This window comes from Kitasatospora sp. NPDC005751 (assembly GCF_040630835.1).
Classification (GTDB): Bacteria; Actinomycetota; Actinomycetes; order Streptomycetales; family Streptomycetaceae; genus Kitasatospora.
In genome coordinates this window covers 386,842-409,533 of sequence record NZ_JBEXYC010000001.1, presented here as the reverse complement: position 1 = coordinate 409,533, position 22,692 = coordinate 386,842, and the positions used below count along the sequence as shown (strand labels likewise).

At 72.0% G+C, this 22,692-nt stretch carries 16 protein-coding genes; 5 read left to right on the top strand and 11 right to left on the bottom strand.

From position 1 onward, the window contains the following. Window positions 1–57 precede the first annotated feature (57 nt). The 7 genes from ABZ497_RS01820 to ABZ497_RS01790 all read right to left on the bottom strand — a co-directional run bounded on the left by ABZ497_RS01820 (window position 58) and on the right by ABZ497_RS01790 (window position 4,927). Entirely contained in the window at window positions 58–1,833 is a 1,776-nt protein-coding gene (locus ABZ497_RS01820; RefSeq protein ID WP_359802769.1) for a hypothetical protein, read from the bottom strand. Window positions 1,834–1,846: 13 nt separating this feature from the next. Further along, window positions 1,847–2,272, bottom strand: a complete 426-nt coding sequence (locus ABZ497_RS01815; RefSeq protein WP_359802767.1) for an RNase adapter RapZ — start codon at window positions 2,270–2,272, stop codon at window positions 1,847–1,849. A gap of 16 nt (window positions 2,273–2,288) precedes the next feature. Next, window positions 2,289–2,738 (bottom strand): hypothetical protein, encoded by a 450-nt coding sequence (locus tag ABZ497_RS01810; protein WP_359802765.1) that lies wholly within the window; start codon window positions 2,736–2,738, stop codon window positions 2,289–2,291. A 41-nt stretch (window positions 2,739–2,779) separates the two neighbouring features. Further along, window positions 2,780–3,157: an RRQRL motif-containing zinc-binding protein gene (locus tag ABZ497_RS01805; protein ID WP_359802764.1), complete on the bottom strand. Its 378-nt coding sequence runs from the start codon at window positions 3,155–3,157 to the stop codon at window positions 2,780–2,782. A 1-nt stretch (window position 3,158) separates the two neighbouring features. Continuing rightward, complete coding sequence (locus ABZ497_RS01800) at window positions 3,159–4,157, bottom strand: DUF2637 domain-containing protein (RefSeq protein WP_359802763.1); 999 nt, start codon at window positions 4,155–4,157, stop codon at window positions 3,159–3,161. A gap of 94 nt (window positions 4,158–4,251) precedes the next feature. Further along, complete coding sequence (locus tag ABZ497_RS01795) at window positions 4,252–4,545, bottom strand: hypothetical protein (RefSeq protein WP_359802762.1); 294 nt, start codon at window positions 4,543–4,545, stop codon at window positions 4,252–4,254. A 115-nt stretch (window positions 4,546–4,660) separates the two neighbouring features. Beyond that, a complete protein-coding gene (locus tag ABZ497_RS01790; RefSeq protein WP_359802760.1) occupies window positions 4,661–4,927 on the bottom strand; it encodes a hypothetical protein in 267 nt (88 codons plus the stop codon). A gap of 790 nt (window positions 4,928–5,717) precedes the next feature. Here ABZ497_RS01790 and ABZ497_RS01785 point away from each other — a divergent pair. Together ABZ497_RS01785 and ABZ497_RS01780 are read left to right on the top strand one after the other, a co-directional pair. Beyond that, the gene (locus ABZ497_RS01785) at window positions 5,718–6,491 is read left to right on the top strand and encodes a helix-turn-helix transcriptional regulator (RefSeq protein ID WP_359802758.1); all 774 of its coding nucleotides are present in this window, start codon (window positions 5,718–5,720) and stop codon (window positions 6,489–6,491) included. Then, window positions 6,488–6,961: an NUDIX domain-containing protein gene (locus ABZ497_RS01780; protein ID WP_359802757.1), complete on the top strand. Its 474-nt coding sequence runs from the start codon at window positions 6,488–6,490 to the stop codon at window positions 6,959–6,961. Before ABZ497_RS01785 ends, ABZ497_RS01780 begins: the two co-directional genes overlap by 4 nt. Here ABZ497_RS01780 and ABZ497_RS01775 read toward each other — a convergent pair. The 3 genes from ABZ497_RS01775 to ABZ497_RS01765 form a co-directional block, all read right to left on the bottom strand. Next, on the bottom strand, window positions 6,958–7,515 hold the full coding sequence (locus tag ABZ497_RS01775; protein WP_359802756.1) for an HD domain-containing protein: 558 nt from the start codon (window positions 7,513–7,515) through the stop codon (window positions 6,958–6,960). The genes ABZ497_RS01780 and ABZ497_RS01775 overlap by 4 nt on opposite strands. Window positions 7,516–7,531: 16 nt before the next feature. Continuing rightward, entirely contained in the window at window positions 7,532–7,966 is a 435-nt protein-coding gene (locus ABZ497_RS01770; protein WP_359802755.1) for a GntR family transcriptional regulator, read from the bottom strand. Between the two features lie 330 nt (window positions 7,967–8,296). After that, complete coding sequence (locus tag ABZ497_RS01765) at window positions 8,297–9,745, bottom strand: hypothetical protein (RefSeq protein ID WP_359802754.1); 1,449 nt, start codon at window positions 9,743–9,745, stop codon at window positions 8,297–8,299. A gap of 856 nt (window positions 9,746–10,601) precedes the next feature. On the opposite strand from ABZ497_RS01765, the gene ABZ497_RS01760 reads away from it, so the two are divergent. Together ABZ497_RS01760 and ABZ497_RS01755 are read left to right on the top strand one after the other, a co-directional pair. After that, window positions 10,602–11,864, top strand: coding sequence for a hypothetical protein (locus ABZ497_RS01760; RefSeq protein WP_359802752.1), 1,263 nt, complete (start codon window positions 10,602–10,604; stop codon window positions 11,862–11,864). Between the two features lie 391 nt (window positions 11,865–12,255). Continuing rightward, a complete protein-coding gene (locus ABZ497_RS01755; RefSeq protein ID WP_359802750.1) occupies window positions 12,256–15,273 on the top strand; it encodes a bifunctional [glutamine synthetase] adenylyltransferase/[glutamine synthetase]-adenylyl-L-tyrosine phosphorylase in 3,018 nt (1,005 codons plus the stop codon). A gap of 141 nt (window positions 15,274–15,414) precedes the next feature. On the opposite strand, the gene ABZ497_RS01750 is transcribed toward ABZ497_RS01755, so the two are convergent. Then, complete coding sequence (locus ABZ497_RS01750) at window positions 15,415–16,383, bottom strand: phosphatase PAP2 family protein (RefSeq protein WP_359802748.1); 969 nt, start codon at window positions 16,381–16,383, stop codon at window positions 15,415–15,417. 392 nt (window positions 16,384–16,775) lie between these two features. Here ABZ497_RS01750 and pulA point away from each other — a divergent pair, with 392 nt between their 5' ends. Further along, window positions 16,776–22,229, top strand: a complete 5,454-nt coding sequence (pulA, locus tag ABZ497_RS01745; protein WP_359803000.1) for a pullulanase-type alpha-1,6-glucosidase — start codon at window positions 16,776–16,778, stop codon at window positions 22,227–22,229. Window positions 22,230–22,692 lie beyond the last annotated feature (463 nt).

Genomic DNA, 22,692 nt, shown 5'->3' with positions numbered 1-22,692 from the left:
CGCGGCCCGCCCCGGGCGGGAGAAGCATGAGGTGGTGGAACTAGCGGTGCTGGTGGGCTAGTTGTTGGTGGTGTCCCACTTGTCCTCGCCGTTGCGGGGGTCTTCGTGGCGGCGGATGTCCTGCTCGTGGACGTCGCGGAAGACGGGGCCGACCTCGCCGCCGGCGACGGACGCCATCTGGATGGTGATGTAGACCTCGTTGAACGCCTCGCCGACGGCGGGTTCCAGCGGGAACTCGGTGTCGGCCTTCTCCGCCAGGATCTTGAAGACGTTGGCGATCGACTGGAGGGCTTCGGGCAGTTCCTCGCACATCTGGAGGACGGCCATCATCCCGTCGGGCTCGAAGGTGTGGGCCAGGGCCTCCATCTCGGCGGCGACGGCGGCGAAGCTGAACGTGGCGGTCATGGACCCTCCCAGGGACGACGGGGCCGTGCTGTCGGCGGCGTTGTGGTTGCGGGGCGCGCGGGGGACCGTGTCCTGGACCGCGCCGGAGGGGGCGTCGACGCGGTCCAGGACCTCGGCGGCCTCCAGGTCCGCGTCCAGGGCGGCGGCGATGGCCTGGTCGCGGGCGGCGCGCTCGGCGCGGGCGCGGTCGAGCAGGCGGGCGAACAGGCGCCGGCCCGGGTACATCAGCCAGGGCATTCCCAGGCGGCGGCCGATCGGGGTGGTGACCGTGCCGAGCAGGCCGACCGCGCCGGCCAGCAGCGCGGCGCCGGTCCACCGGGCCCAGTACCGCCAGGCCGAGCGGCGGAGCCTGCGGCGGGCCGTGCGGGCGGCCGCGCCCTTGCGCATCGCCACCCGGCGCTCCCTCACCCTCTGGTCGGCCCGCCCGTCCCGGGCGGCGTGCTTCGCGGCCCGTCGGTCCGCGCGGGCCTGCCGCTTCGCCTCCCGGGCCGCTTCCTTCACGGATCGGGCGGCCGGAGCACCGGCCGTCGCGCCCTTGCGGCCGGACCGGCCGGCCCGGTCGGCCGCCGCGGTTTCCCGGGCCTGGGTCTTCGCGGCGCGGCGTCCGTCGCGGGCGGCCTGCTTCGCGGTGCGGCGGGTCTCGCCCACGGTGCGGCGCGCGGCCGCGTCCTGGTGGCGGCGCTCCCGCAGGGTCGGCGCGGCGGCGGACCGCTCGGCACGGGCGGCCCGCACCTGCGCGGCCCGGACCCCCGCACCCGACCCGGAGGCCCCGGGCGGGCGGGTCGACCCGGTCGAGCGGGGCGAGGGGACCCGGGCGCCGGCCGGACCCCCGGCCCGCCCCGGCCCGCCGGTGCCCCCGGGGGACTTCTGCCGGGACCCGCGGCCCGCTGCGGCGGGCGCGGCGGGTGTGCGGTGCGCGGCGGACCGGCTACCCGCACCCGCCGCCGACCCAGCCGGACGAGCCGAACCGGTGGAAGGGCCGCGCTGGTGACGGCCCGCCGGACCCCGGCCGCCCGAACCCGCCCCGGCGATCGGCGAGCGGGACCCGCCGCCACCGGCGGCCCGGGACGTCGGACCGGTGCGGCCGGACGGGGTGGTGTTGGCGCTGCCGGCGCGCTTGGCGGCGGCAGAGCGGCGGGAGCGGGCCCGCAGCGCGGCCACGCCCGCCCCGGTGGCGGCGCCGCCCGCGAGCAGGGCCAGGGCCAGCGGCCCGCCCGCCAGCGTGGCGGCGGACACGGCGGCCACCGTGGTGTTGCCCGTGGCCACCGCCAGCGGGATCACGGGCAGACCGCCCCGGGTGTGGGCGAGGCGCGGACGCTGCCGGGGCTCGTCCGCCGGAGCGAAGTGCCGCCCGGCCGGCGGGCCGGGCGGCGGCGCGGGGATCTCCGGAGGTGTCCCGGCGAGGGCCGGGGCGAGGGTGTCGGACACCGGGTGGCTCCTCTCAGGCGCGGGCCGGGGCGACCACGGTGCCCTCGGCCGTGCGCTCGACGACGGCCTTGGTCAGGTCGCGGTGGGTGAGGTGGACGGGGGCGCCGGTCTTGGCGAGGCGCCGGGCGAGCGCCATGGCGACGGTCGCGGCACGATGGCGGCCGCCCGCGCAGCCGACCGCCACGGTCAGCGGCGCGTCGGCCGGCCCGGCGTCGAACGCGTCGACCACCAGCGCGACGCCCACGATGGCCTCCCGGATCCCGGGGGTGGCGAGGACGGCCCGGCGCACCGGCATGTCCTCGGCGCTCTGGTGGCGCAGGGCCGGGTCGACGTGCGGGTCGCGGAAGTGGTGGCGCAGGTCCAGCACGAGGTTCGCGCCCGCAGGCGGGTCGCCGTGCAGGTAGCCGAAGCTGACGACGCGGACTTCGGTCACGGACATGGCAGGGCTCCTGTTCTCAGGCGGAGGCGATGAAGGCGGCGCAGGTCTCGAACGCGTGGTGCCAGGACTGGTCGAGCAGGTAGCCGCCGTTCAGGCCGTGGTCGGCGAGGCGCACGAACCGGCTCCCGCCGGTGGCGTCCGCGAGGCGGCGCAGGGGCTCGCGCCGGTCGGCGGCGTAGTGCGTGACGGCGGAGAGAGCGAGGGCGGCGGCGACCGGGCCGGGCCGCAGCCGGACGCCGAGCAGCCGCGCGCCGCCGAGCAGGACGGCGGCCTGGGTGGCGGTGTAAGTGGCGACGTGGGCGGCGCAGGCACGGCGCCCGGCCGCGCTGGACTGCCCGTCGGTGTGGTCGTGCTGGCCCTTGGTGGCGGCCTGGTGGTCGGTCTGGATCCAGTGGTCCGCCACGTCCGCCGACGCCCGCAGCAGGGCGTAGACGGCGGCGAACCGGGCAGCGCGAACGCTGGTCATGGGATCTCCAAAGAGACTGTGATGCAGGCGGATTGGGTCGTTCAGGCGGCGAGGGCGGTGCCGTCGGCGCACGGGAGGCAGGTGCCGAGGTGCGCGGGCAGGACGTATCCGGCGTCGCGGCCGCAGCCGGGGCAGGTCCGGCGGGCGGCGTTGGCCTTGGCGAGGGCGGCGGTCCGGCCGGGGGTCATCGGCCGCACCGGCTTGGCCAGGGTGAGGCGGTAGAGGTAGGCGGTCCGCACGCCGTTGGTGCGGCGGGAGCGCCAGAGGATCTGCCCGGCGACGGGCTGACCGCCGGGGCGCAGGCCCCGGGCGCGCAGCTGTCGGCGGGTGAGCAGCCCGGTGGGGGCCATTCGCCACGGGTAGGTGGGGGTGCCGCCGTGCCGGTCACCGGTGGGGTCCCAGAAGCGCGGGCGTCCCATGTCAGGCTCCGGTGGTGGCGGGCACCGAGTGCAGGGCGGGGCGCTCCGGCCGCTTGTCGCGCAGTTCCTGGTAGCGGGCAGCGATCCATCCGGCCGACCAGCCGGTCAGCTCGACGGCTCGGCGCTGCGGCAGGCCGAGGGCGACGGCGGCTTCCACAGTCAGCCGGGCCGTGCCCTCGGGCAGTCGCTCGGTCACGGGCGGGCCGGAGAGAAGCCGCTCCCGGAGCTGCTCGGCCGCCTCGCGGGCCTGCCGCTCCCGCTCCTCGCGCTCGGCCCGCTCACGGCGCTCACGCTCGCTCACCTCGCGCTCACGGGCCTCACGCTCGACCCGGGCGGCATCGTCCCGGCGGGCCTGCTCGTCGCGCGCGGCCTGCTCCCGCTGAGCCTGCTCGTCCCGCTCCTCGCGCCGCATCCGGGCCTCGTGCTCACGCTGCTCACGGGCCTCGCGCTCGGCCCGCTCGGCGCGCTTCTCCTCGCGCCGCTCGGCCGCCTCGAAGTCGGCCAGACGCTCCTCACGCTCGCGCCGGCGCTTCTCCTCGGCGGCCCGTTCGCGCCCCGCCCGCTCGTCGCGCTCACGGGCCTCACGGCCGGCCAGTGCGGCGCCGATCGCCCTCCGGTAGGCCAGCGACGCCTCCGCCGAGACGATCAGCAGCAGCGGCGCTACCGAGTGGACCGCCACCCCGACCAGATCATGGTCCAGGGCGGACTGACCCACGTTGAGCAGCACGGTCATGAGGCCGGTCATCCAGCGCAGCACGACCGGCCAGCGGCCGCCGTCCCCGCCGAGCCGGGCGAGCGTGCTGTCCATGCGGACCACAATCACCACCGCCGCGTCGACGACCAGCGGCAGGATCGGCGCCGTCCACTTCCACCCGGCCGGGCTGTGGCCGGCCATGAGCGGGGTCACCGTGAGCACGCTGTAGAGCACCGCGCCGACCGTGATCGTCCACGTCCCGACGGTCAGCGACCGCTCCGCCGAGCGAACCTGCTCCAAGGACACCGGCCCCCTCACAGCGACCACCCCCGGCACTGCGACGAGCGGCCGGTGAGCAGGCCGGGCGCCTTCGTGAGCGGGATGAGTACGGGGTGAGTGATCACGCCGCCACCCGCTCGGTGCTCGCGGTGCGGCGGATGACGGCCGGGCGCCGCAGCGGCACCGGCGCCTTCCTCAGCAGCTTCTCGGCGAAGGCGGCCAGCTCCGGGTCCTCCCGGCGCAGGTCCGCCAGGACGTCGGCCGCGGCGTCCGTCCGGGCGGCGCGCTCGGTCTCGCTCTCGCCGGGGCCCCCGGTGAACAGGCGGGCGAACTCCGAGTCGGCGGCGAGGCCGAGCGCCAGCTCGGCGAACTCGTCCTCGGTCAGGGCCGTCTGTCCTGCAACAATCGACCTCACGGGTCTACCTCTTCCTTGTTGGTGGGTGGGCCCGGCGGGGACGGCTCCTGGTTCCGGGCAAGGAGATTGGGAGCCGTCCGCCGCGCATCGGGCAGTAGCGGGGTTGAGCTGGGGGTTAGTGCTCCGGGACCGGCTCGCCGGTGCCGTAGCGGCGGGAGCCGTCGGCGCACCGCACGATGTGGCGGGGGCCGTCCCGGAACGGGCTCCACGTGGTGACCAGGCGGCGCTCGTCCTCACCGACCAGGTCCAGCGGGTTCGGCGGGCAGGCGGCCAACAGGTCGTTCACCAGCGCCTCGACGCGACCGTTGCGGGTCCGGTCGACCACACCACCGGCCCCACTCCCGGCGGCCTCCCGGGCGAAGTCCCGCGCCGTGGCGGCCAAGTCCTCCCGCCCCTGCTCAGAGCGCTCGCCCCTCGTCGCTCGCCCGGTGGCGGGCTCCTGTTGGGGCTCGGCTCCGGTGTCGAGGACGATGCCCTGGCACGGGTTGCACAGGCGGTCGGTGTTGGCCCGGTTCAGGCGCGCCCCGCACCGGGAGCAGGTGGCGGGCTCCCCCTTCGCGGAGGCCGCGGGCGTCGTTGTGGCCTGCGCTAGGGCAGCGGCGCCGGCTGCCAGGACAGTCCGCCAGTCCCGGTCGCCGATCTCTCCGGTCCACCGCGGTGCCCGCTTCCCGGTCAGTCGGCCGAGCCGGCACGCGACCGCCCGTCGACGTCGCTCGTCGCCCCGTGCCTCCGCCACCCACGCACCCGCCGACATCCGGCCCGGACCACCGGTCAGCGACGCCATGCGGCGGGCGTAGGAGCGACCGGTCACGATCGGTGCAGCGGCGACGGTGCGGGGCGTGGTGGTCATAACGAAGCCTCCTGGACAGGCAGCGGAGCGTCACGAGAGGGGGCGGCACATCTACGCAGCTCAGGGCAGCCCAAAGAAGGGCCATCAGTTCGTCCGCCCCGTCTTGCGAGACATGTTGAACATGTCTCTTACGATGCCGACAAGCCGACGCTGCGTCAAGTCCTTCGCTTGTTGCGGTCGGAGAGTCCCGACCTCGCATCACTAGATTCGGCTCTCCGGCCATGTCAGAACACGGCGTGCCTGGACGGCTACGGACCGACTTCGCTACGGTCGAGTCGTCCCAGATCGTCCGAGTCAGCAACGTCGTCCAACGGAGGGCGAGATGGCAAACGAGAGACTGCGAGGGGCGATCCTCGCAAGCAAGTTGACGGTCGAGCAGATCGCCGAGCGACTGGGCACGAGTCCTCGGACCGTGGAACGCTGGGTCGAGGCCAAGGACGGGCGCCGGCCGTACAGGCGCTTTCAGTACGCGCTCGCCAACCTGCTGCAGCGCGATCTGTCGGACCTTTGGTCGGATGAGCAGACGAGTAGTGAGACCGCTGAGGCCGGCCGAGCCGAGTTGGTCAAGCTCTACCCACACCGAGCCGTCGTGCCGAAGGAGCTGTGGACATCGCTCTATGCGAAGTCCACACGTCACTTCGACCTGGTGGTCTATGCCGGCTTCTGGCTCTCGGAAGACCCGCTGTTCTTCCGACTCGTCCGGGAAAAGGCGCAGGCAGGCGTATCCGTACGGCTCGTGTTGGGCGATCCCGACTGCGCTGGAGTCGCCCAACGCGGCGAGGACGAGGGGATCGGGCCTGCGATGGCAGGGAAGATCCGCAACGCGCTGGCCAACTACGCGCCGCTGTTCGGCCTCCCCGGAGTCGAGTTCCGCCTCCACTCGACCACGCTCTACAACTCGCTCTACCGCGCCGACGACGACCTGCTCGTCAATGGGCACGTCTACGGCGTCGGGGCCTATCTGGCCCCGGTGCTGCATCTCTCCCAGGTCCCCGGCGGAGAGCTGTTCAGCACCTACGCAGCGAGTATCGAGCGAATCTGGGAGGGGGCCCGGACCATTACCTCGCCCCAGCTCGAAAGGGAGGCTGCGGCATGAGTCGCGTCGACTACTTCCACGATCCGGCCGCTCCGCAGGCGAACTCCGTCGTGCCCTCGGTCACCGCGGTGGTCACGGACGAGACCGGACGACTGCTGCTGATCCACAAGACGGACAACAACCTCTGGGCGCTTCCCGGCGGTGGGCACGACATCGGGGAATCGGTGGCGGACACGGTGATCCGCGAGGTGCGCGAGGAAACGGGAATCGACGTCGAGGTTGACTCCGTCGTAGGCCTGTACACGGACCCGGGCCACGTCATGGCGTACGACGACGGCGAAGTCCGGCAGCAGTTCTCGATCTGCTTCAAGGCCCGGCCCGTCGGTGGCACCCTGCGGACGAGTTCCGAGTCGAAGGAGGTCCGCTGGGTGAACCCGGCGGACCTCGACGACTTGGATATCCACCCGTCCATGCGGCTGCGGATCAGGCACGGCTTGGAGCCGAACCGGCCGCAGCCGTACATCGGTTAGGCGGTGGCGCTGATCGTGGACAGCCGCTGCTGAACCCGATGAGTAGCTGCATCGATCTCCGGCTCGGCCCGGCGGATGAACCTGCCGACGATGCTCTCCGGTCCGTAGCGGCCGACGATCTCGGCGATCCGCTCCGGCGTCGTCGTCGGCGTGCCGTCCGGAGTGGTGGTCATGTCGCAGTAGATCAGCGCATCGATCAGGTGAGGCTGTTCCAAGGGGAACTCGTTTGCCAGCTCGTCCCGCAGACCGCGCTCCTCAGCTTCGAGGAGCGCGCACGAGTGGTGCGCGACCAGCCGTACGACCCGCTCGTCCACGTTCTCCGAGCGCAGGAAGCGGGCACCGTCCAGCGGGTGGAAGCCAGTGTCGGTGAGGCGGGGCGAGTAGCCGACGTCGTGGAGAACCGCGGCCGCCTCCAGCAGCTCGGCGTCGGGGCCGAGGATCGTGGCCAGCGATCGGGCCCTGCCGGCCACCCCCTTGGAGTGGGCCCAGCGGCGCGGCAGGTCAGCGGAGAGGAGGGATTCGGCAAGGTCGTAGGCCCACACGGTGGCGTCCATTCCTAGGTGGTTGCGGTCAGGCTTGGGCAGAGGGCAGCGATCGGACCTGCCGGCCTCTTCCGTGGCGAACTTCGAGAATCCCGGCGCCCTCAAGCTGGGCGAGGGCCCGCCGTACGGTGCCCCGTGACGCCCCGGTCTGCTTGGTCAGCTCCATCTCCGAGGGGAACGGGTCGCCGATGCTGAGCTCCGCGGCCAACGCGGTGATCTGATCGAGCACCGCAGGCTTCTCGTCCTGTCCCACGACGACCCACCCGACGCCGGGCCTCGACCGGATCAGCCCCTCGGCGGCGAGCACGTCCAGCGCACGCTTCACCGTTGTGCGGGAGACGCTGTGCGTCGCCATCAGGCCCGCCTCTGAAGGAAGTGACGCGACAGTGGCATCGCCACTGAGCCGCTCGCGCAGGGCGTCGGCAATCCGAAGGTACGTGCCGCGCGGACTCCGCTCGGGCACTGGCTGCTCCTCTCATAGGGCTGATACCTAGACAGGATGTACGACGATGCCAGGCTGCGGCCAGCCTTGCAGAGGGTGCGTGGGGCGTTCCGGCAGCTTCGTGAGCCCGAAATGGCTATAGACCCTATCCGCAGATTCACAGACAGCGCGCCAGCATCGAGCTCAGCCGCTTCTGCTTGTGCCCCGTTTGGTGTCAGCTGGCTGAGCCGGCATCGGGCCAGAGGGGACGGGCGCGGGCGCTATCGGCCGTGGCCGGTGATGGTCGGGCTCCGCGATTCACCCGCGTCCTGACTTGAGATCTATGTCGAGCATTCACGATTTCGGGCTAGCTTATTGCTTTGAGGCACTGCCAAATCCACTGAGGACTTTGGTGCCGCTAGCGACCTTCTCTCCGATGCTTGGATCTATTCCAAGGCAGACCATTCCTGCGAGCCCAAGTATTAGCGCATCTACCGCGGAGTTGGACGGGTAGTTGGCCCAGGTCGGCTTGACAGTAACTAGGAGAATCGAGCCGCATATAACGCTGACGGCAGCGATCCTCCGCACGGCTCTTACAAGCTTCCTTCTGAAGAGTTCTCTTGTGCTGACTTCCGCAGCCAACAGCTCCCATTGACCAAGGCAGGCGTGGGCTAGTGCCAGGGCAAATGCTTCTTTCATTTCGGGCACCCGCGCGCCACCTACTGACACCACGGACTTCCATCGCTCGGCGGCGACAGATATCCCTGTGGAAATTTCCCTAAGACGTGCATCGGCCGACGTGTCGCCGGTCTTTAGTGAGCGCCTCCAACTACCTGTCGAGATTGAGGCAATCGCGTCTAGCGCCGCAATTGCTTCTTTTCTGGCAGGGCTCGCTATATATGGCCTGAGTCCTGGCGTTCTATTCCAGTCTCGGGCTGTCGACCCCATGAATAGCCTTGGATTATCTGATGATCGTTGAGTGGCCACGGCGAGGTCTAGGAGGGCGAGGATTATCCGGGCGGATGCCACGACACCTGGAGCCTCTTTTGGCCCCGCCCTGAAAGTAAGCCATTCAAAAAAGGTGACGATGAAATAGAGTGAAATGATAGCAGTCATATATCGACACGAATACTGGATGCAGTGGGCGGCCTGACTACTCCCGAGCCCCGATAGGTGGGCCGAAATATTCCTCTGCCAAGTTTCGCTGATCGGCCCAGGGGTGATGGACTTGACGTATTGGTAGGATCCCACGTAGGCGAATCCTGTTAGTGCTATTATGCGCCACACATCGCCTGCTCGTGGGTGGATCTTGGAGGATATTGAAACTACTCGCCTATATGTGATGGAAAGTGCCAAGATCGCACCAATAGTAATTAGAGATTCTCCGCCTTTGAAGCTTGCCCCCCATCCAAAGAAATAGTCATTGGCGACCCATATTGGCACTCCAATAAGTATGCCGAATACGGGAATCAGAAGCCATGGCCTCCTGTCTGTAAGATCGGCAAAGGCGGCAGTCCAGCTGCCTTGAGAATTGACTGACCAGTGCGCAGAATAGACCGCACTGTAGACTCTTTCCTGATGCTCCTCTGGGATTTCGGGAACTAGATTTATGAGGTTTGCTCGATTCTCTGACGAGTCCTCAAGGAGTGCGATTCTCTTTTGGCGTAGCGATCTAATTTCGGAGATCTCTTCTGAAATCCACTCCTTGGCTAGTGATCGCATATTGGCAGGGCGAGGTGCTCCTGGATGTGTGCGCATCCAGGAGTTGATCAAATCCTCGCGGATGCTGATCTCCTGCCCTGAACGCTGGCCGTCGGCCATTCGACTGTCTCCCACCCTCGGCTTAGCTGTCTCAGTTCATGCTGCCCGCCGGTGATGTGTCCTGTCTGGGAAAACTCGAAGATTAGTGAAGTGTGGGGGCTTGGGGGCGATGGAGGCCCAGGCTCGTTTGGGGAATGATCTAGATCATGGATGGGCCGCCCGCTGGGAAGCGTGGTCTCCTTCGGGTACGTGGTCGATTTGAGCCAGCACGGTGATGCGAGGCGTCCCCGTTTGCTGGCGCCACCGCAGGGGCTGGGGCTGTGGCATAGGCGCTCCAGGGCGGACGTATATGGTGCTCCGTTGTGGCGTCAGCCGGTGCGGTGGTCGTGGGCGGGAAGATTGGGCGCAGTGCCGGCCGGGACTGGTGGCCCCATCCCTTGCCCTTGCAAGGCGGGCGTCAGACCCTGGGCCGTCTGTGGGCCGTGCGGCGGTGGCCAGTGATGGCCGATGGCACTCACTACTGACCGCTCTGCGGCGGTTCTGCGCTGGCAGGGTGAGGGTGCTTCAGTGAGGGTTCCGGCGGGTTGTCAGTTCCTCCGCAACAAGCGCCAGGAGTGGGAGGAGTACCGCTCCGAGGTCACCCCCTTCGAGCTGCGGAAGAACCTCCAGGTGCTCTGACAGGCCGTCAACCGCGCGAGTGGGCCTGCTCCGGTCGGAGCAGGCCCGTTCCGTTCTGCGGGTCCGCCCGCTCCCGCCGGTCTCCGGCGGGAGCGGGCGGTGCGGGCGTCCGGGCAGGGGTCCCCCGCGCACGCTAATTCGTTGGGCCAATGCGGTTACCCTGCAGCGGTGCGAGCCGTGACCAGGTGACGCGGGAGCGTATTCAGAAGATCCGTTTTGCGGATCATCCTGGAGTGTCATGCGTACTCGAATCACCACCCTGGTCCTGTCCGGACTGGCCTCGGCCGCCCTCACCCTGGGCGCCGGCGGCACGGCCTACGCCTCGCCCGTCGTCGACCACGGCGCAGCCGCCGAATCGGTCGAGGCCCAGGGCGCATGGGTCGACAACCTCCTGCGTCTGGCCGAGGAGGACAGCGGCTCCACCACCAGCACCTGGACCTTCGACGGGCGAAGCACCGTCTACTCCGCACCGGGGCTTCGCCCGGCCCACCGGGCGGACGACGGCGACGGTGAGGACAGCGAGGACAGCGAGGCCGGCGAGGCCGTCGAGGCCTCGGACGCCGACCTCTCGGAGGTGGCCGAGGGCGACGCCGTCGAGCAGGGCGACGCGGCTCGGCGGGCCGAGGGCGAACGAGCTCCGACGGCCCAGTCGTCGGAGCTCGTGCGCTCCGAGGGCTCGTCAGCCGGTGGCGGCGAGCACTGCGACGAGAACGCGCCGGGCCACCCCGGCGACCACGGGCCCGCCGGCTGCGACTGCGAGCACGGAGAGCACGGAGAGCACGGGGAGCACGGGGAGCACGAGGGTCATGGCGGCCACGAGGGTCACGAGGGCCACGGTGGCCACGAGGGCCACGGTCAGGGCCAGGGTCAGGGCCAGGGCCAGGGCCAGGGCCAGGGGCAGGGGCAGGGCCAGAGCAACGAGCAGGGGCAGGGCCAGGCTCAGGGTCAGGACCAGGGGCAGAGCCAGAGCGGCTCGCAGAACCAGGGTCAGGACCAGCACGTCCAGGTGACCGTCAACGTGCAGAACGTCGTCACGAACAACCTCAACAACAGTGCGAACAACAGCGCCGCCAGCAACTCGAACAACTCCGCGCAGAACAGCGCGCAGAACTCGGCGCAGAACAACCAGTCGGCCTCGCAGGCCAACAACCTCTCCAACCAGCAGAGCCAGTCCAACCACCAGGCCTCGCACAACCTGAACAAGGCGACCCTCGTCGCCAAGGGCCAGGCGCCGGGCAAGTCGGCTCACCACGGCGGCGGCGAGCACGGAGAGCACGGCGAGCACGGCGAGCAGACCGGGCACGGCGGGGGCGGGCACTACGGTTCGGGCGGGGGGTACGCGTCCGGCCAGCACGGTGCGGGCGAGCACCACCCGGCCGAACACCCCCACGGGGAGCTGGCCGAGACGGGCTCCCGGGGGACGCCGATCCTGATCGGCCTCTCGGCCGCTTTCCTCGCGGCGGGTGTGGCGGCGATGCGGCTCGGCCGACGGCGCGCATGATCGGGTCCGTCCCCGCGGGCTGCCGGACAGTGCGCCGGGGCCGGACAGCGTGACCGTCCGGCGGGGCACCCGGTCGGGCGTTGCGGGCGACAGGGCGGTGCGCCGTGAGCGGCCGCCCGGCGCTCTGCGTCCGGCCTTCACCCGTTCGACGTACAGGAAGCCGATGCCGCCGTCCGCCTCGAAGGAGGAGAGGACGGCGGTGTCCGTGCTGCCGGCCGGAGGGCTGCCGGCGCCGGGGGCGACCGGCGCCGGTGAAGGCGCTCGGCGGCGGGGCCCGTCCGCCGGGCGACCGTGAGGCTCCCGGTCGTGGCCGGGCGGGACCGGTCCGCGGTCGCGCCCGGCGCGGCGCCGTGCGGGCGCGTAACCTGCTGAACGGGCGGATGGAGGGGTCATGGAGGAGCAGCGGGCCGGGAGCCGGGTGAGCCGGCCGGAGATCAGGCTGGTCCGGCGCGGGTTCACCGACCCGGCGCAGGCCGTCCGGCTGCTCGCCGGGCCCGGTCTGGAGGGACTGGCCGACGACCCGGTGCTGCTGGACGCGCTCGGCGCCACGGCCGACCCGGACCTCGCCCTGCTCGGCCTGGCCCGGCTGCTGGAGGGCGCCGACGAGACCGAGCGGCACACCCTGCGCGACACCCTCACCACCTCCAAGCCGCTGCGCGACCGGCTGCTCGGCGTGCTCGGCGCGTCCACCGCGCTCGCCGACCACCTGGCCCGGCACCCGCACGACTGGCACGTCCTGGTCACCTTCGAACTGCGCGACATGCACCCCGGCCCGGAGGACTTCCGGCGCGCGCTGCGCGAGGGCCTGCGGGCGGACGCCGCCGTCAGCCCGGCGGACGCGCTGCGGATCGCCTACCGCCGCTGCCTGCTGGCCATCGCCGCCCGCGACCTCACCGGCACCACCGACCTCGCGCAGACCGCCGCCGAACTGGCCGACCTGGCCGGCGCCACCCTGCAGACCGCCCTGGAGATCGCCGCCGAGGAGGACCCGGAGGCCGCCGGCGCCTGCCGCCTCGCCGTCATCGGCATGGGCAAGTGCGGCGGGCGCGAACTCAACTACGTCTCCGACGTGGACGTCATCTTCGTCGCCGAACCGCGGGAGGGCGTCGAGGAGCAGGAGGCGGTCAAGGCCGCCACCCGGCTGGCCGCCGCGCTCACCCGGCTCTGCGCGGACACCACCGGCGAGGGCACCATCTGGCCGGTGGACGCCAACCTGCGCCCCGAGGGCCGCAACGGCCCGCTGGTCCGCACCCTGGCCAGCCACCAGGCCTACTACCAGCGCTGGGCCAAGACCTGGGAGTTCCAGGCGCTGCTCAAGGCCCGTCCGGTCGCCGGGGACGCCGAGCTCGGGGCCGCCTACCTGGCGGCGCTGGAACCGATGGTCTGGCAGGCAGCCGCCCGGGAGAACTTCGTCACCGACGTGCAGCAGATGCGCCGCCGGGTGATCGACTCGATCCCCGTCACCGAGCTCGACCGCCAGCTCAAGCTGGGCCCGGGCGGCCTGCGCGACGTCGAGTTCTCCGTCCAGCTGCTCCAGCTGGTGCACGGCCGCACCGACCCGGCACTGCGCAGCGGCAACACCCTGGAGGCACTCGGCGCGCTCTCCCGGGGCGGGTACGTGGGCCGGGCCGACGCCGCCTCGCTGGACACCGCCTACCGCTTCCTGCGCTCGCTGGAGCACCGGATCCAGCTGCACCGGCTGCGCCGCACCCATCTGATGCCCACCGGCGAGGAGGACCAGCGCCGGCTGGCCCGCTCGCTCGCCCCGCTGATCAACGACGACACCCGGGCCGACCCGGTCGCCGCCCTCCAGCGGGAGTGGAAGCGGCACGCCGTCGAGGTCCGCCGGCTGCACGAGAAGCTGTTCTACCGGCCGCTGCTGGACGCCGTCGCCGAGCTGCCGACCGGTGCGACCGGGCTGAGCCCGGACGCCGCCCGGGCCCGGCTGGAGGCGCTCGGCTACGCCGACCCGGCCGCCGCGCTGCGCCACCTGACCGCGCTGGCCTCCGGCGTCAGCCGCAAGGCCGCCATCCAGCGGACCCTGCTGCCGGTGCTGCTGGGCTGGTTCGCCGACTCGGCCGACCCGGACGCCGGGCTGCTCAACTTCCGCCAGGTCTCCGACGCGCTCGGCCGCACCCCCTGGTACCTGCGGCTGCTGCGCGACGAGAGCGCCGCCGCCGAGCAGCTGGCCCGGGTCCTCTCGGCCGGCCGGCTCGCCCCCGACCTGCTGCTGCGGGCCCCCGAGGCGGTCGCCATGCTGGGCGACCCGCAGGGCCTGGCGCCGCGCGGCCGGCCCGCCCTGGAGCAGGAGATACTGGCCGCCGTCGGCCGCGCCGACTCCGCCCCCGCGGCCGTCGCCGCCGCCCGTTCGGTGCGGCGCCGGGAGCTGTTCCGGACCGCCGCCGCCGATGTCCTCGGGCGGCTCGGTGACGACCCGGCCGAGGCCCTGGACGTCGCGGGCGAGGCGCTCACCGCGCTCAACGCGGCCACCCTCCAGGGCGCGCTGCGCGCCTGCACGGCCGGCTGGGAGGCCCGGCACGGGGAGCTGCCGACCCGGATCGCGGTGATCGCGATGGGCCGGTTCGGCGGGCACGAACTCGGCTACGGCTCCGACGCGGACGTCCTCTTCGTCCACGAGCCGCTGCTCGGTTCGCTCGACCAGGACGCCGCCCGGGCCGCCCAGGCGGTCTGCCACGAGCTGCGCACGCTGCTCTCCGGGCCGTCCACCGAGCCGCCGCTGGTGGTCGACGCCGATCTGCGCCCGGAGGGCCGCAACGGCCCGCTGGTGCGCACCCTCGCCTCCTACGCGGCGTACTACCGGCGCTGGTCGCACGCCTGGGAGAGCCAGGCACTGCTGCGCGCCGACCCGGTGGCGGGGGACGCGGAGCTGGGGGAGCGGTTCCGGCAGCTGATCGACCCGCTGCGCTACCCGGGCTCCGGGGTGCCGGAGCGGGACGTGGTGGAGATCCGCCGGATCAAGGCCCGGATCGAGGCCGAGCGGCTGCCGCGCGGCGCCGACCCGACCACCCACACCAAGATCGGCCGGGGCGGACTGGCCGACGTGGAGTGGACCGTCCAGCTCCTCCAGCTCCAGCACGGGCACGAGCTGCCGGCGCTGCGGACCACCCGGACCAGGCCCGCGCTGGCCGCCGCCGCCGAGGCCGGGCTGGTCGGGGCGGAGGACGCGGCGGTGCTGGACGCCGCCTGGGTGCTGGCCTCCCGGGTGCGCTCCGCGGTGATGCTGGTCCGCGGCCGGCCCGGGGACAGCTTCCCCGGGGAGGCCCGGGAGCTGGCCGCGGTGGCCCGCTACCTCGGGTACGGCGCCGGGCACAGCGGCGAGCTGGTGGACGACTACCGGCGCACCACCCGGCGGGCCCGGGCGGTGGTGGAGCGGCTGTTCTACGGCTGATCCCCGACCGGCTGCGCCCCGGCCACCGGAGGATCGCTGCGCCCCGGCCCCCGGAGGTCCGGCGAAGGGGCCCTGGGCAAGGGCCCCCGGGTACGGCGAAGGGCCCGCGGAAAGCTCCGCGGGCCCTTCGCCGTACCGGTCTCAGCGCCGTCCGGCGCTCACCGCAGGCTCGCTCCACTGCTCGGGCACCGTGATCGGCTCGTCCGCCGCCCCCCGGGCCGGGACCTTCGGCAGGCGGTAGACCCAGACGTGGTAGATCAGCCGGGCCACGACGAAGCCGACCGTGAGGCAGGCGACGCCGCCGACGGCGTCCATCCAGAAGTGGTTGGCGGTCGAGACGATCACCACCAGGGTGGCCACCGGGTAGAGCAGGCCGAGCGCGCGGACCCAGGCCGCGCGGGCCAGGAAGAAGATGGCCAGGCCGCACCAGAGCGACCAGCCGATGTGCATCGAGGGCATCGCCGCGTACTGGTTGGAGACGTGCGTGGCGGGCCCGGAGGCCATCGAACCCCAGGTGTTGTGGACCTTCAGGGTGTCGATGAAGCCGCCGTCCGTCATCAGCCGGGGCGGGGCGAGGGGGAAGAAGTAGAAGCCGACCAGGGCGATGCCGGTGGTGACGAACAGCACCGTGCGGGCCGCGGCGTAGCGGCCCGGGTGGCGCCGGTAGAGCCAGACCAGGACGCCGATGGTGATGATGAAGTGCAGCGTCGCGTAGTAGTAGTTCATCCCGACGATCAGCCACGAGAACTTGTCGACCGCGTGGTTGACCGAGCGCTCGACGGCCACGCCGAGGCTCTGCTCGAAGTCCCAGATCCAGCCCGCGTGCTTCTGGGCTATCGCTTCCTGTTCCGGGACGGCGTTGCGGACGAGGGAGTAGACCCAGTAGCTGATCCCGATCAGCGCCAGCTCGAACCAGATCCGCGGTCGCGCCGGTGAACGGCGCTGGTCACGGATGCGGCCGCGCAGCGCGGCCGCGCGGGACTGGGCGACGCGGGTGGCTCCGTCGGGCACCCGGCCGGAGCCGGCCGGGCCCGCTGCGGAACTGCCACCGTGCGCCGCCGCCGCGGCGCGCTCGGCGCCGGTCTGCTGGATCTCGGTCGGTTCCCCCATGGACGAGAAGTCTGCCAGACGTCCCGTAGCCGTCTGCTCATCCTCTGGAAGTGGATTCTTCACCGACTGTCCCCCTTGAGGGCTAGGGGACTGCTCCCACCGGGGTAGGGGGTGCTGTGGGATCTGGTACGAACCGGCGGGACGGGCATACGTCCTATTCTCACGCCGAGTGCCCCGGGTGGCGCAATCGGGGGCGGGCAGCGGCACGCCGGGGGCCGAAATTTCCGGGACCGAAACCCCTTCTGCATCTTGCTGAAACAGATTGCAGACCGCTAGCGTCCTGGCAACTCGACACCCTTACCCCCGCAAGGGAGCCCTCAGTGGCCGATGTCCCGCCCCGCCGCACACGCCGACGGAGCACCACCCCGATCCGCAGACCCGGCCGCACGGCCGTGCTGCTGGCCGCCGCGCTGACCGCCGCCACCCTGGGCGGCGCGGCTCCCGCGGCCTTCGCCGCGGTCCCGCCCGGCCCGCCCTCGGACGCCGCGCTGGCCGCCACCGCCGGGCGGCACGACCTCTCCCGCGAGCAGTTCTACTTCGTCCTGCCGGACCGTTTCGCCAACGGCGACCCGGGCAACGACACCGGGGGCATCACCGGCAGCCGGCTGGACCACGGCCTCGACCCGGCCGACAAGGGCTTCTACCACGGGGGCGACCTCGCGGGCCTGCTCCAGCGGCTCGACTACATCCAGGACCTCGGCACCACCGCGATCTGGATGGCCCCGATCTTCAAGAACAAGCCCGTCCAGGGCGCCGGCGACCAGGCCTCGGCCGGTTACCACGGCTACTGGATCACCGACTTCACCCAGGTCGACCCGCACTTCGGCACCAACGACCAGCTCAAGGAGCTGATAGCCAAGGCGCACGCCAAGGGCATCAAGGTCTTCTTCGACGTCATCACCAACCACACCGCCGACGTCATCGACTACGCGCAGCAGCAGTACGGCTACCGCTCCACCGGGGCCTACCCGGTGCTGGACGCCGACGGCCGGCCGGTCGACGAGACCGCCGTCGCCGACGCGGGCGCCGGCTCCCCGGCCGCCTGGCCGAAGCTGACCAAGGACTCGTTCCCCTACAGCCCGGTCTTCCGCAAGCCCGCCGACACCGCCGCCAAGGCCCCGGCCTGGCTCAACGACCCCGCGCTCTACCACAACCGGGGCGACTCGACCTTCGTCGGCGAGTCCGCCACCGAGGGCGACTTCTCCGGCCTGGACGACCTCGACACCCAGAACCCCAAGGTGGTCCAGGGCTTCGAGAAGGTCTACCAGCAGTGGGTCAAGGACGCCGGCGTGGACGGCTTCCGGATCGACACCGTCAAGCACGTCAACATGGCCTTCTGGCAGCAGTGGGCGCCCGCGCTCAAGGACTTCGCCGCCAAGCAGGGCAACAAGAAGTTCTTCATGTTCGGCGAGATCCTCTCCAGCGACCCGGCGGTCACCTCGCCGTACGTCACCAAGGGCCGGCTCCAGGCCACCCTGGACTTCCCGTTCCAGAGCGCCGCCCGCTCCTACGTCTCGCAGGGCGGCTCGGCCCGCGGCCTCGCCGACGTGTACGGGCAGGACTACCGCTACACCTCCGCCGACACCGACGCCTACGAGCTGCCGACCTTCCTCGGCAACCACGACATGGGCCGCTTCGGGTCCTTCCTGCTCGGCGACAACCCGGGCGCCGACGACGCCACCCTGCTGAAGAAGGACCGGCTCGCCTCCGAGCTGCAGTTCCTCACCCGGGGCCAGCCGGTCGTCTACTACGGCGACGAGCAGGGCTTCACCGGCGCCGGCGGCGACAAGGACGCCCGGCAGGACCTCTTCGCCTCGCGGACCCCCTCCTACAACACGGACCGGGTGCTCGGCGGCCCCTCCGGCTCCGCCGACCGCTACGGGCGCGACGGCGAGCTCTACCGGGGCATCGCCGGGCTGGCCGCGCTGCGCCGGGACCACCCGGCCCTCGCCGACGGCGCCCAGATCGAGCGGTACGCCGCCGACGGCGCGGGCGTCTACGCCTTCTCCCGGATCGACGCCGGGCAGCAGGTCGAGTACCTGGTCGCGGTCAACAACGCGGCCGAGGCGAAGACCGTCACCCTGGACACCTTCTCGGCCGGCCAGGGCTTCGACCGGATCTACCCGGCCGCGGGGGAGCGGCTGACCAGTGGCGCGGACCGCGCGGTCACCGTCACCGTGCCCGCGCTCTCCTCGGTGGTGTTCAAGGCCGCCGGGAAGCTGGCGCCGGTCGCGGCCGCGCCGACGCTCGCGCTGCGGACCCCGGCCGACGGCTCCACCGGCACCGTCACCGTCGGCGCGGACGTCGACGGCGGCGGCTTCGACCGGGTCACCTTCGCCGCGCAGATCGGCGACGCGCCCTGGCGGACCCTCGGCACCGCCGACAACGGGACGTACCGGGTCACCCAGGACCTCGGCGCCGTGCAGCCCGGCACGGTGGTCCGCTACAAGGCCGTGGTCCAGGACTCCAGTGGCCACCTGCGCTCGGCCACCGGCAGCTTCACCACCGGCACCCCCGTCCCCGCCCCGGCGCCCAGCGCCACCGCCCGCCCGTACGCCGTCGTGCACTACCAGCGCGAGGACGGCGACTACGACGGCTGGAACCTCTACGCCTGGGGCGACCTCGCGGACGGCGAGGCCACCCCCTGGCCCGCCGGGCACGGCTTCACCGGCCGGGACGCCTACGGCGCCTTCGCCTACGTGAAGCTGAAGGAGGGGGCTTCGGACGTCGGCTTCGTCGTCGAGAAGGACGGCGTCAAGGACGTCGACACCGACCGCCACCTCGACGTCGGCGCGACCGGCGAGGTCTGGCTCAAGGAGGGTGACCCGACCGTCCGGACGGCGAACCCCGGGCCCGCCAACACCCAGCCCGCCGGCACCGCCGTCATCCACTACAACCGGGCCGACGGCGACTACACCGGCTGGGGCCTGCACGACTGGACCGGCGCCGCCACCCCGACCGACTGGGGCAACCCGCTGCTGCCGGTCCGCCGAGACGCCTTCGGCGCCGTCTTCGAGGTGCCGCTGGCTCCCGGAGCCACCAGCCTCAGCTACGTCCTGCACCGGGGCAACGACAAGGACCTGCCGACCGACCAGTCGCTGGACCTCGCCGCCAACGGCCACGAGGTCTGGATCCTGGGCGGCCGGGAGGGCTACCTGCTCCCGCAGAACGCCGCCGCCGCCTCGCAGCTGGACCCCGGCTCCGCCAAGGCCCAGTGGATCGACGCCCGCACGGTCGTGGTGCCCGCCGGGTACGGCGCCAACGACGCCGCACTGGCCGGCGGCACCAGCGCCCAACTGGTGTACGACCCCGAGGGCGGCATCCGCGCCGAGAAGGGCGTGCTGAGCAAGGCCGGGCAGTGGATCCGGCTGACCCCCGCCGCCGGGCTGACCGACGCCCAGAAGGCCGCCTTCCCGCACCTGGCCGGCTACCGGGCCTTCACCGTGGACGCCCGCGACGCGACCCGGGTGCCCGCCGCGCTCCGCAGCCAGCTGCTCTTCACCGAGCACCTGCCCAGCGGCGCCGCGCTGGCCGCGACGGGGGTGCAGACCCCCGGCGTGCTGGACGACCTGTACGCCCGCCGCACCGGCCGGGTGGACTTCGGACCGGCCTACTACAACGGCAAGGTGGCGCTCTCGGTCTGGGCGCCGACCGCGCGGGAGGTCTCCGTCCAGCTCTTCGACGGACCGGCCGGCGGCACCCCGAAGACCGTCCCGCTGAAGCTGGACGACGAGACCGGTGTCTGGGAACTCGTCCGTGACAAGGCCGAGTTGGACGGCAAGTACTACCTGTACCAGGTGAAGGTCTGGGCGCCGTCCGTCCAGCAGCTGGTGGTCAACACCGTCACCGACCCGTACTCGGTGGCGCTGTCCGCCGACTCCGGGCGGAGCCTGGTCGCCGACCTCGCCGCCAAGGCGCTGAAGCCCAAGGGCTGGGACGACCACACCGTCCCGAAGGCCGTCCCGCCGGCGCAGCAGCAGATCCAGGAGCTGCACGTCCGGGACTTCTCGGTCGAGGACGGCACGGTGCCGGCCGCCGAGCGCGGCACCTACCTGGCCTTCACCGAGTCCCAGTCGGCCGGCATGCGGCACCTGCGGGAGCTGGCCCAGGCCGGCGTCACCACCGTGCACCTGCTGCCGACCTTCGACATCGCCACCATCCGGGAGAACCGGGCCCAGCAGAAGCTGCCGGCCTGCGACCTCAAGGCCCTGGCGGCGGACAGCGAGCGGCAGCAGGAGTGCGTGGCGGCCGTCGCCGCCGAGGACGCCTACAACTGGGGCTACGACCCGCTGCACTACAACGTGCCGGAGGGCTCGTACGCCACCGACCCGGAGGGCACCGCCCGGACGGTGCAGTTCCGGCAGATGGTGCAGGCGATCCACCAGGCCGGGCTGCGCGTGGTGCTGGACGTGGTCTACAACCACACCGCCGCCGCCGGCCAGGCCGAGCACTCGGTGCTGGACCGGGTCGTCCCCGGCTACTACCAGCGGCTCGACGCCAACGGCAAGGTGACGACCGACAGTTGCTGCGCCGACACCGCGCCCGAGCACGCCATGATGAACCGCCTGGTGGTGGACTCGGTGACCACCTGGGCGCGTGAGTACAAGGTCGACGGCTTCCGCTTCGACCTGATGGGCCTGGATCCCAGGTCCACCATGCTGGACGTGCAGGCCGCACTGCGCAGGATGACACCGGATTCGGACGGCGTCGACGGGAAGAACGTCTTCCTCTACGGCGAGGGCTGGAACTTCGGCGTCGTGGCCAATGACGCCCGCTTCGCGCAGGCCACCCAGCTGAACATGGCCGGCACCGGCATCGCCACGTTCGACGACCGGATCCGGGACGCGGCGCGCGGCGGCAACTTCCAGCTCTCCTCGGCCCCGCAGCAGGGCTTCGCCTCGGGCCTGTACTCCGACCCCAACGGTTCGCCGGCCAACGGCACGCCGCAGGAGCAGAAGGACCGGCTGCTCAAGCAGATGGACCAGCTCAAGGTGGCGCTCACCGGCAACCTGGCCGGCTACGCGTTCACCGACAGCGCGGGCCGGGCCGTCACGGGCGCGGGCGTCGACTACAACGGCGCCCCGACCGGGTACGCGGCCGTGCCGGGCGAGGCGGTGGAGTACGTGGACGCGCACGACAACACCGACCTGTTCGACGCGCTGGCCTACAAGCTGCCCGCCACCACCGCGCCCGCCGACCGGGCCCGGATGCAGGCGCTCGCGCTCTCGCTGACCGCGCTCACCCAGGGGCCGGGCTTCGTCCAGGCCGGCACCGACCTGCTGCGTTCCAAGTCGCTGGACGCCAACTCCTACGACTCGGGCGACTGGTTCAACGCGATCCAGTGGGACCCGGCGCAGGGCAACGGCTGGGGCCGCGGCGTGCCGACGGCGGCCGACAACAAGCAGATGTGGCCGGCCGCCAAGTCGCTGCTGGCCGATCCGAAGCTGGCGATGGGGGCCGCCGACATCCGGGCGACCACCGCGCAGTACCAGCAGTTCCTGCGGATCAAGCAGGGCTCGCCGCTGTTCTCGCTGCCCACCCTGGCCGCCGTCCAGCAGCGGCTCTCCTACCCGCTCTCCGGCACGCCCGGCGAGACGCCCGGGGTGATCACGCTGCACCTGGACGGCACCGGGCTGGCCGGGGCGCAGAAGGGCATCACCGTGGTGTTCAACGCCACGCCCACCGCGCAGAGCCAGACCGTGGCCGCCCTGAAGGGGACGGCGCAGGCGCTGCACCCGGTCCAGGCGGGCGGGGCCGATCCGGTGGTCCGGCAGTCCGGTTTCGCCGCCGCCACCGGCACCTTCACCGTGCCGGGCCGCACCGTGGCGGTCTTCGTCCAGAACTGACGCTCCGCCGTACCCGGCCCCGCACCGCCCTCGGGCGGCGCGGGGCCGTGGTATTTCCCGCCGCTGCCCGGCACGCGGGTGGCCGAAAACCGTCGTTGGCACGGCCGGAAAGGTGAGGTGACGGATCCGCCCGGCAGCACGGTCCACCATGCGGACGCCGAGCGGGCCCTGAGCGCTGGTCAGTGCCCGCCGGAAGTGATCGAACCTTCCGGGTGGCGATGAAAACCGTCGTCGGTAGTTCCCGCGCCTGTAACACGGACGGGGGTCCGACGGATGAACGGTCCCGGTAGCTAATCGGCCAATCAGTGGCATGCATCTGTCATTCACGGCTCGTTTACTGCCACGATTCCCCCGGCTGCAGACGAGGGGGCCCCACCCCCCGGTGCGGCTGTCCCAGGTCAGGTTCAGCGCCTCTTCCTGCCAGCAACTGCTCGGTCTTTGCTCCGCAACCGCACCCGCGCCG

Bases quoted from the DNA above. Each gene is read 5' to 3' on its own strand.
- ABZ497_RS01775 (WP_359802756.1), bottom strand. From the start codon at position 7,515: ATGGACGCCACCGTGTGGGCCTACGACCTTGCCGAATCCCTCCTCTCC.
- ABZ497_RS01785 (WP_359802758.1), top strand. From the start codon at position 5,718: ATGGCAAACGAGAGACTGCGAGGGGCGATCCTCGCAAGCAAGTTGACG.
- ABZ497_RS01810 (WP_359802765.1), bottom strand. From the start codon at position 2,738: ATGACCAGCGTTCGCGCTGCCCGGTTCGCCGCCGTCTACGCCCTGCTG.
- ABZ497_RS01805 (WP_359802764.1), bottom strand. From the start codon at position 3,157: ATGGGACGCCCGCGCTTCTGGGACCCCACCGGTGACCGGCACGGCGGC.
- ABZ497_RS01760 (WP_359802752.1), top strand. From the start codon at position 10,602: ATGCGTACTCGAATCACCACCCTGGTCCTGTCCGGACTGGCCTCGGCC.
- ABZ497_RS01765 (WP_359802754.1), bottom strand. From the start codon at position 9,745: ATGGCCGACGGCCAGCGTTCAGGGCAGGAGATCAGCATCCGCGAGGAT.
- ABZ497_RS01780 (WP_359802757.1), top strand. From the start codon at position 6,488: ATGAGTCGCGTCGACTACTTCCACGATCCGGCCGCTCCGCAGGCGAAC.
- ABZ497_RS01755 (WP_359802750.1), top strand. From the start codon at position 12,256: ATGGAGGAGCAGCGGGCCGGGAGCCGGGTGAGCCGGCCGGAGATCAGG.
- ABZ497_RS01815 (WP_359802767.1), bottom strand. From the start codon at position 2,272: ATGTCCGTGACCGAAGTCCGCGTCGTCAGCTTCGGCTACCTGCACGGC.
- ABZ497_RS01750 (WP_359802748.1), bottom strand. From the start codon at position 16,383: ATGGGGGAACCGACCGAGATCCAGCAGACCGGCGCCGAGCGCGCCGCG.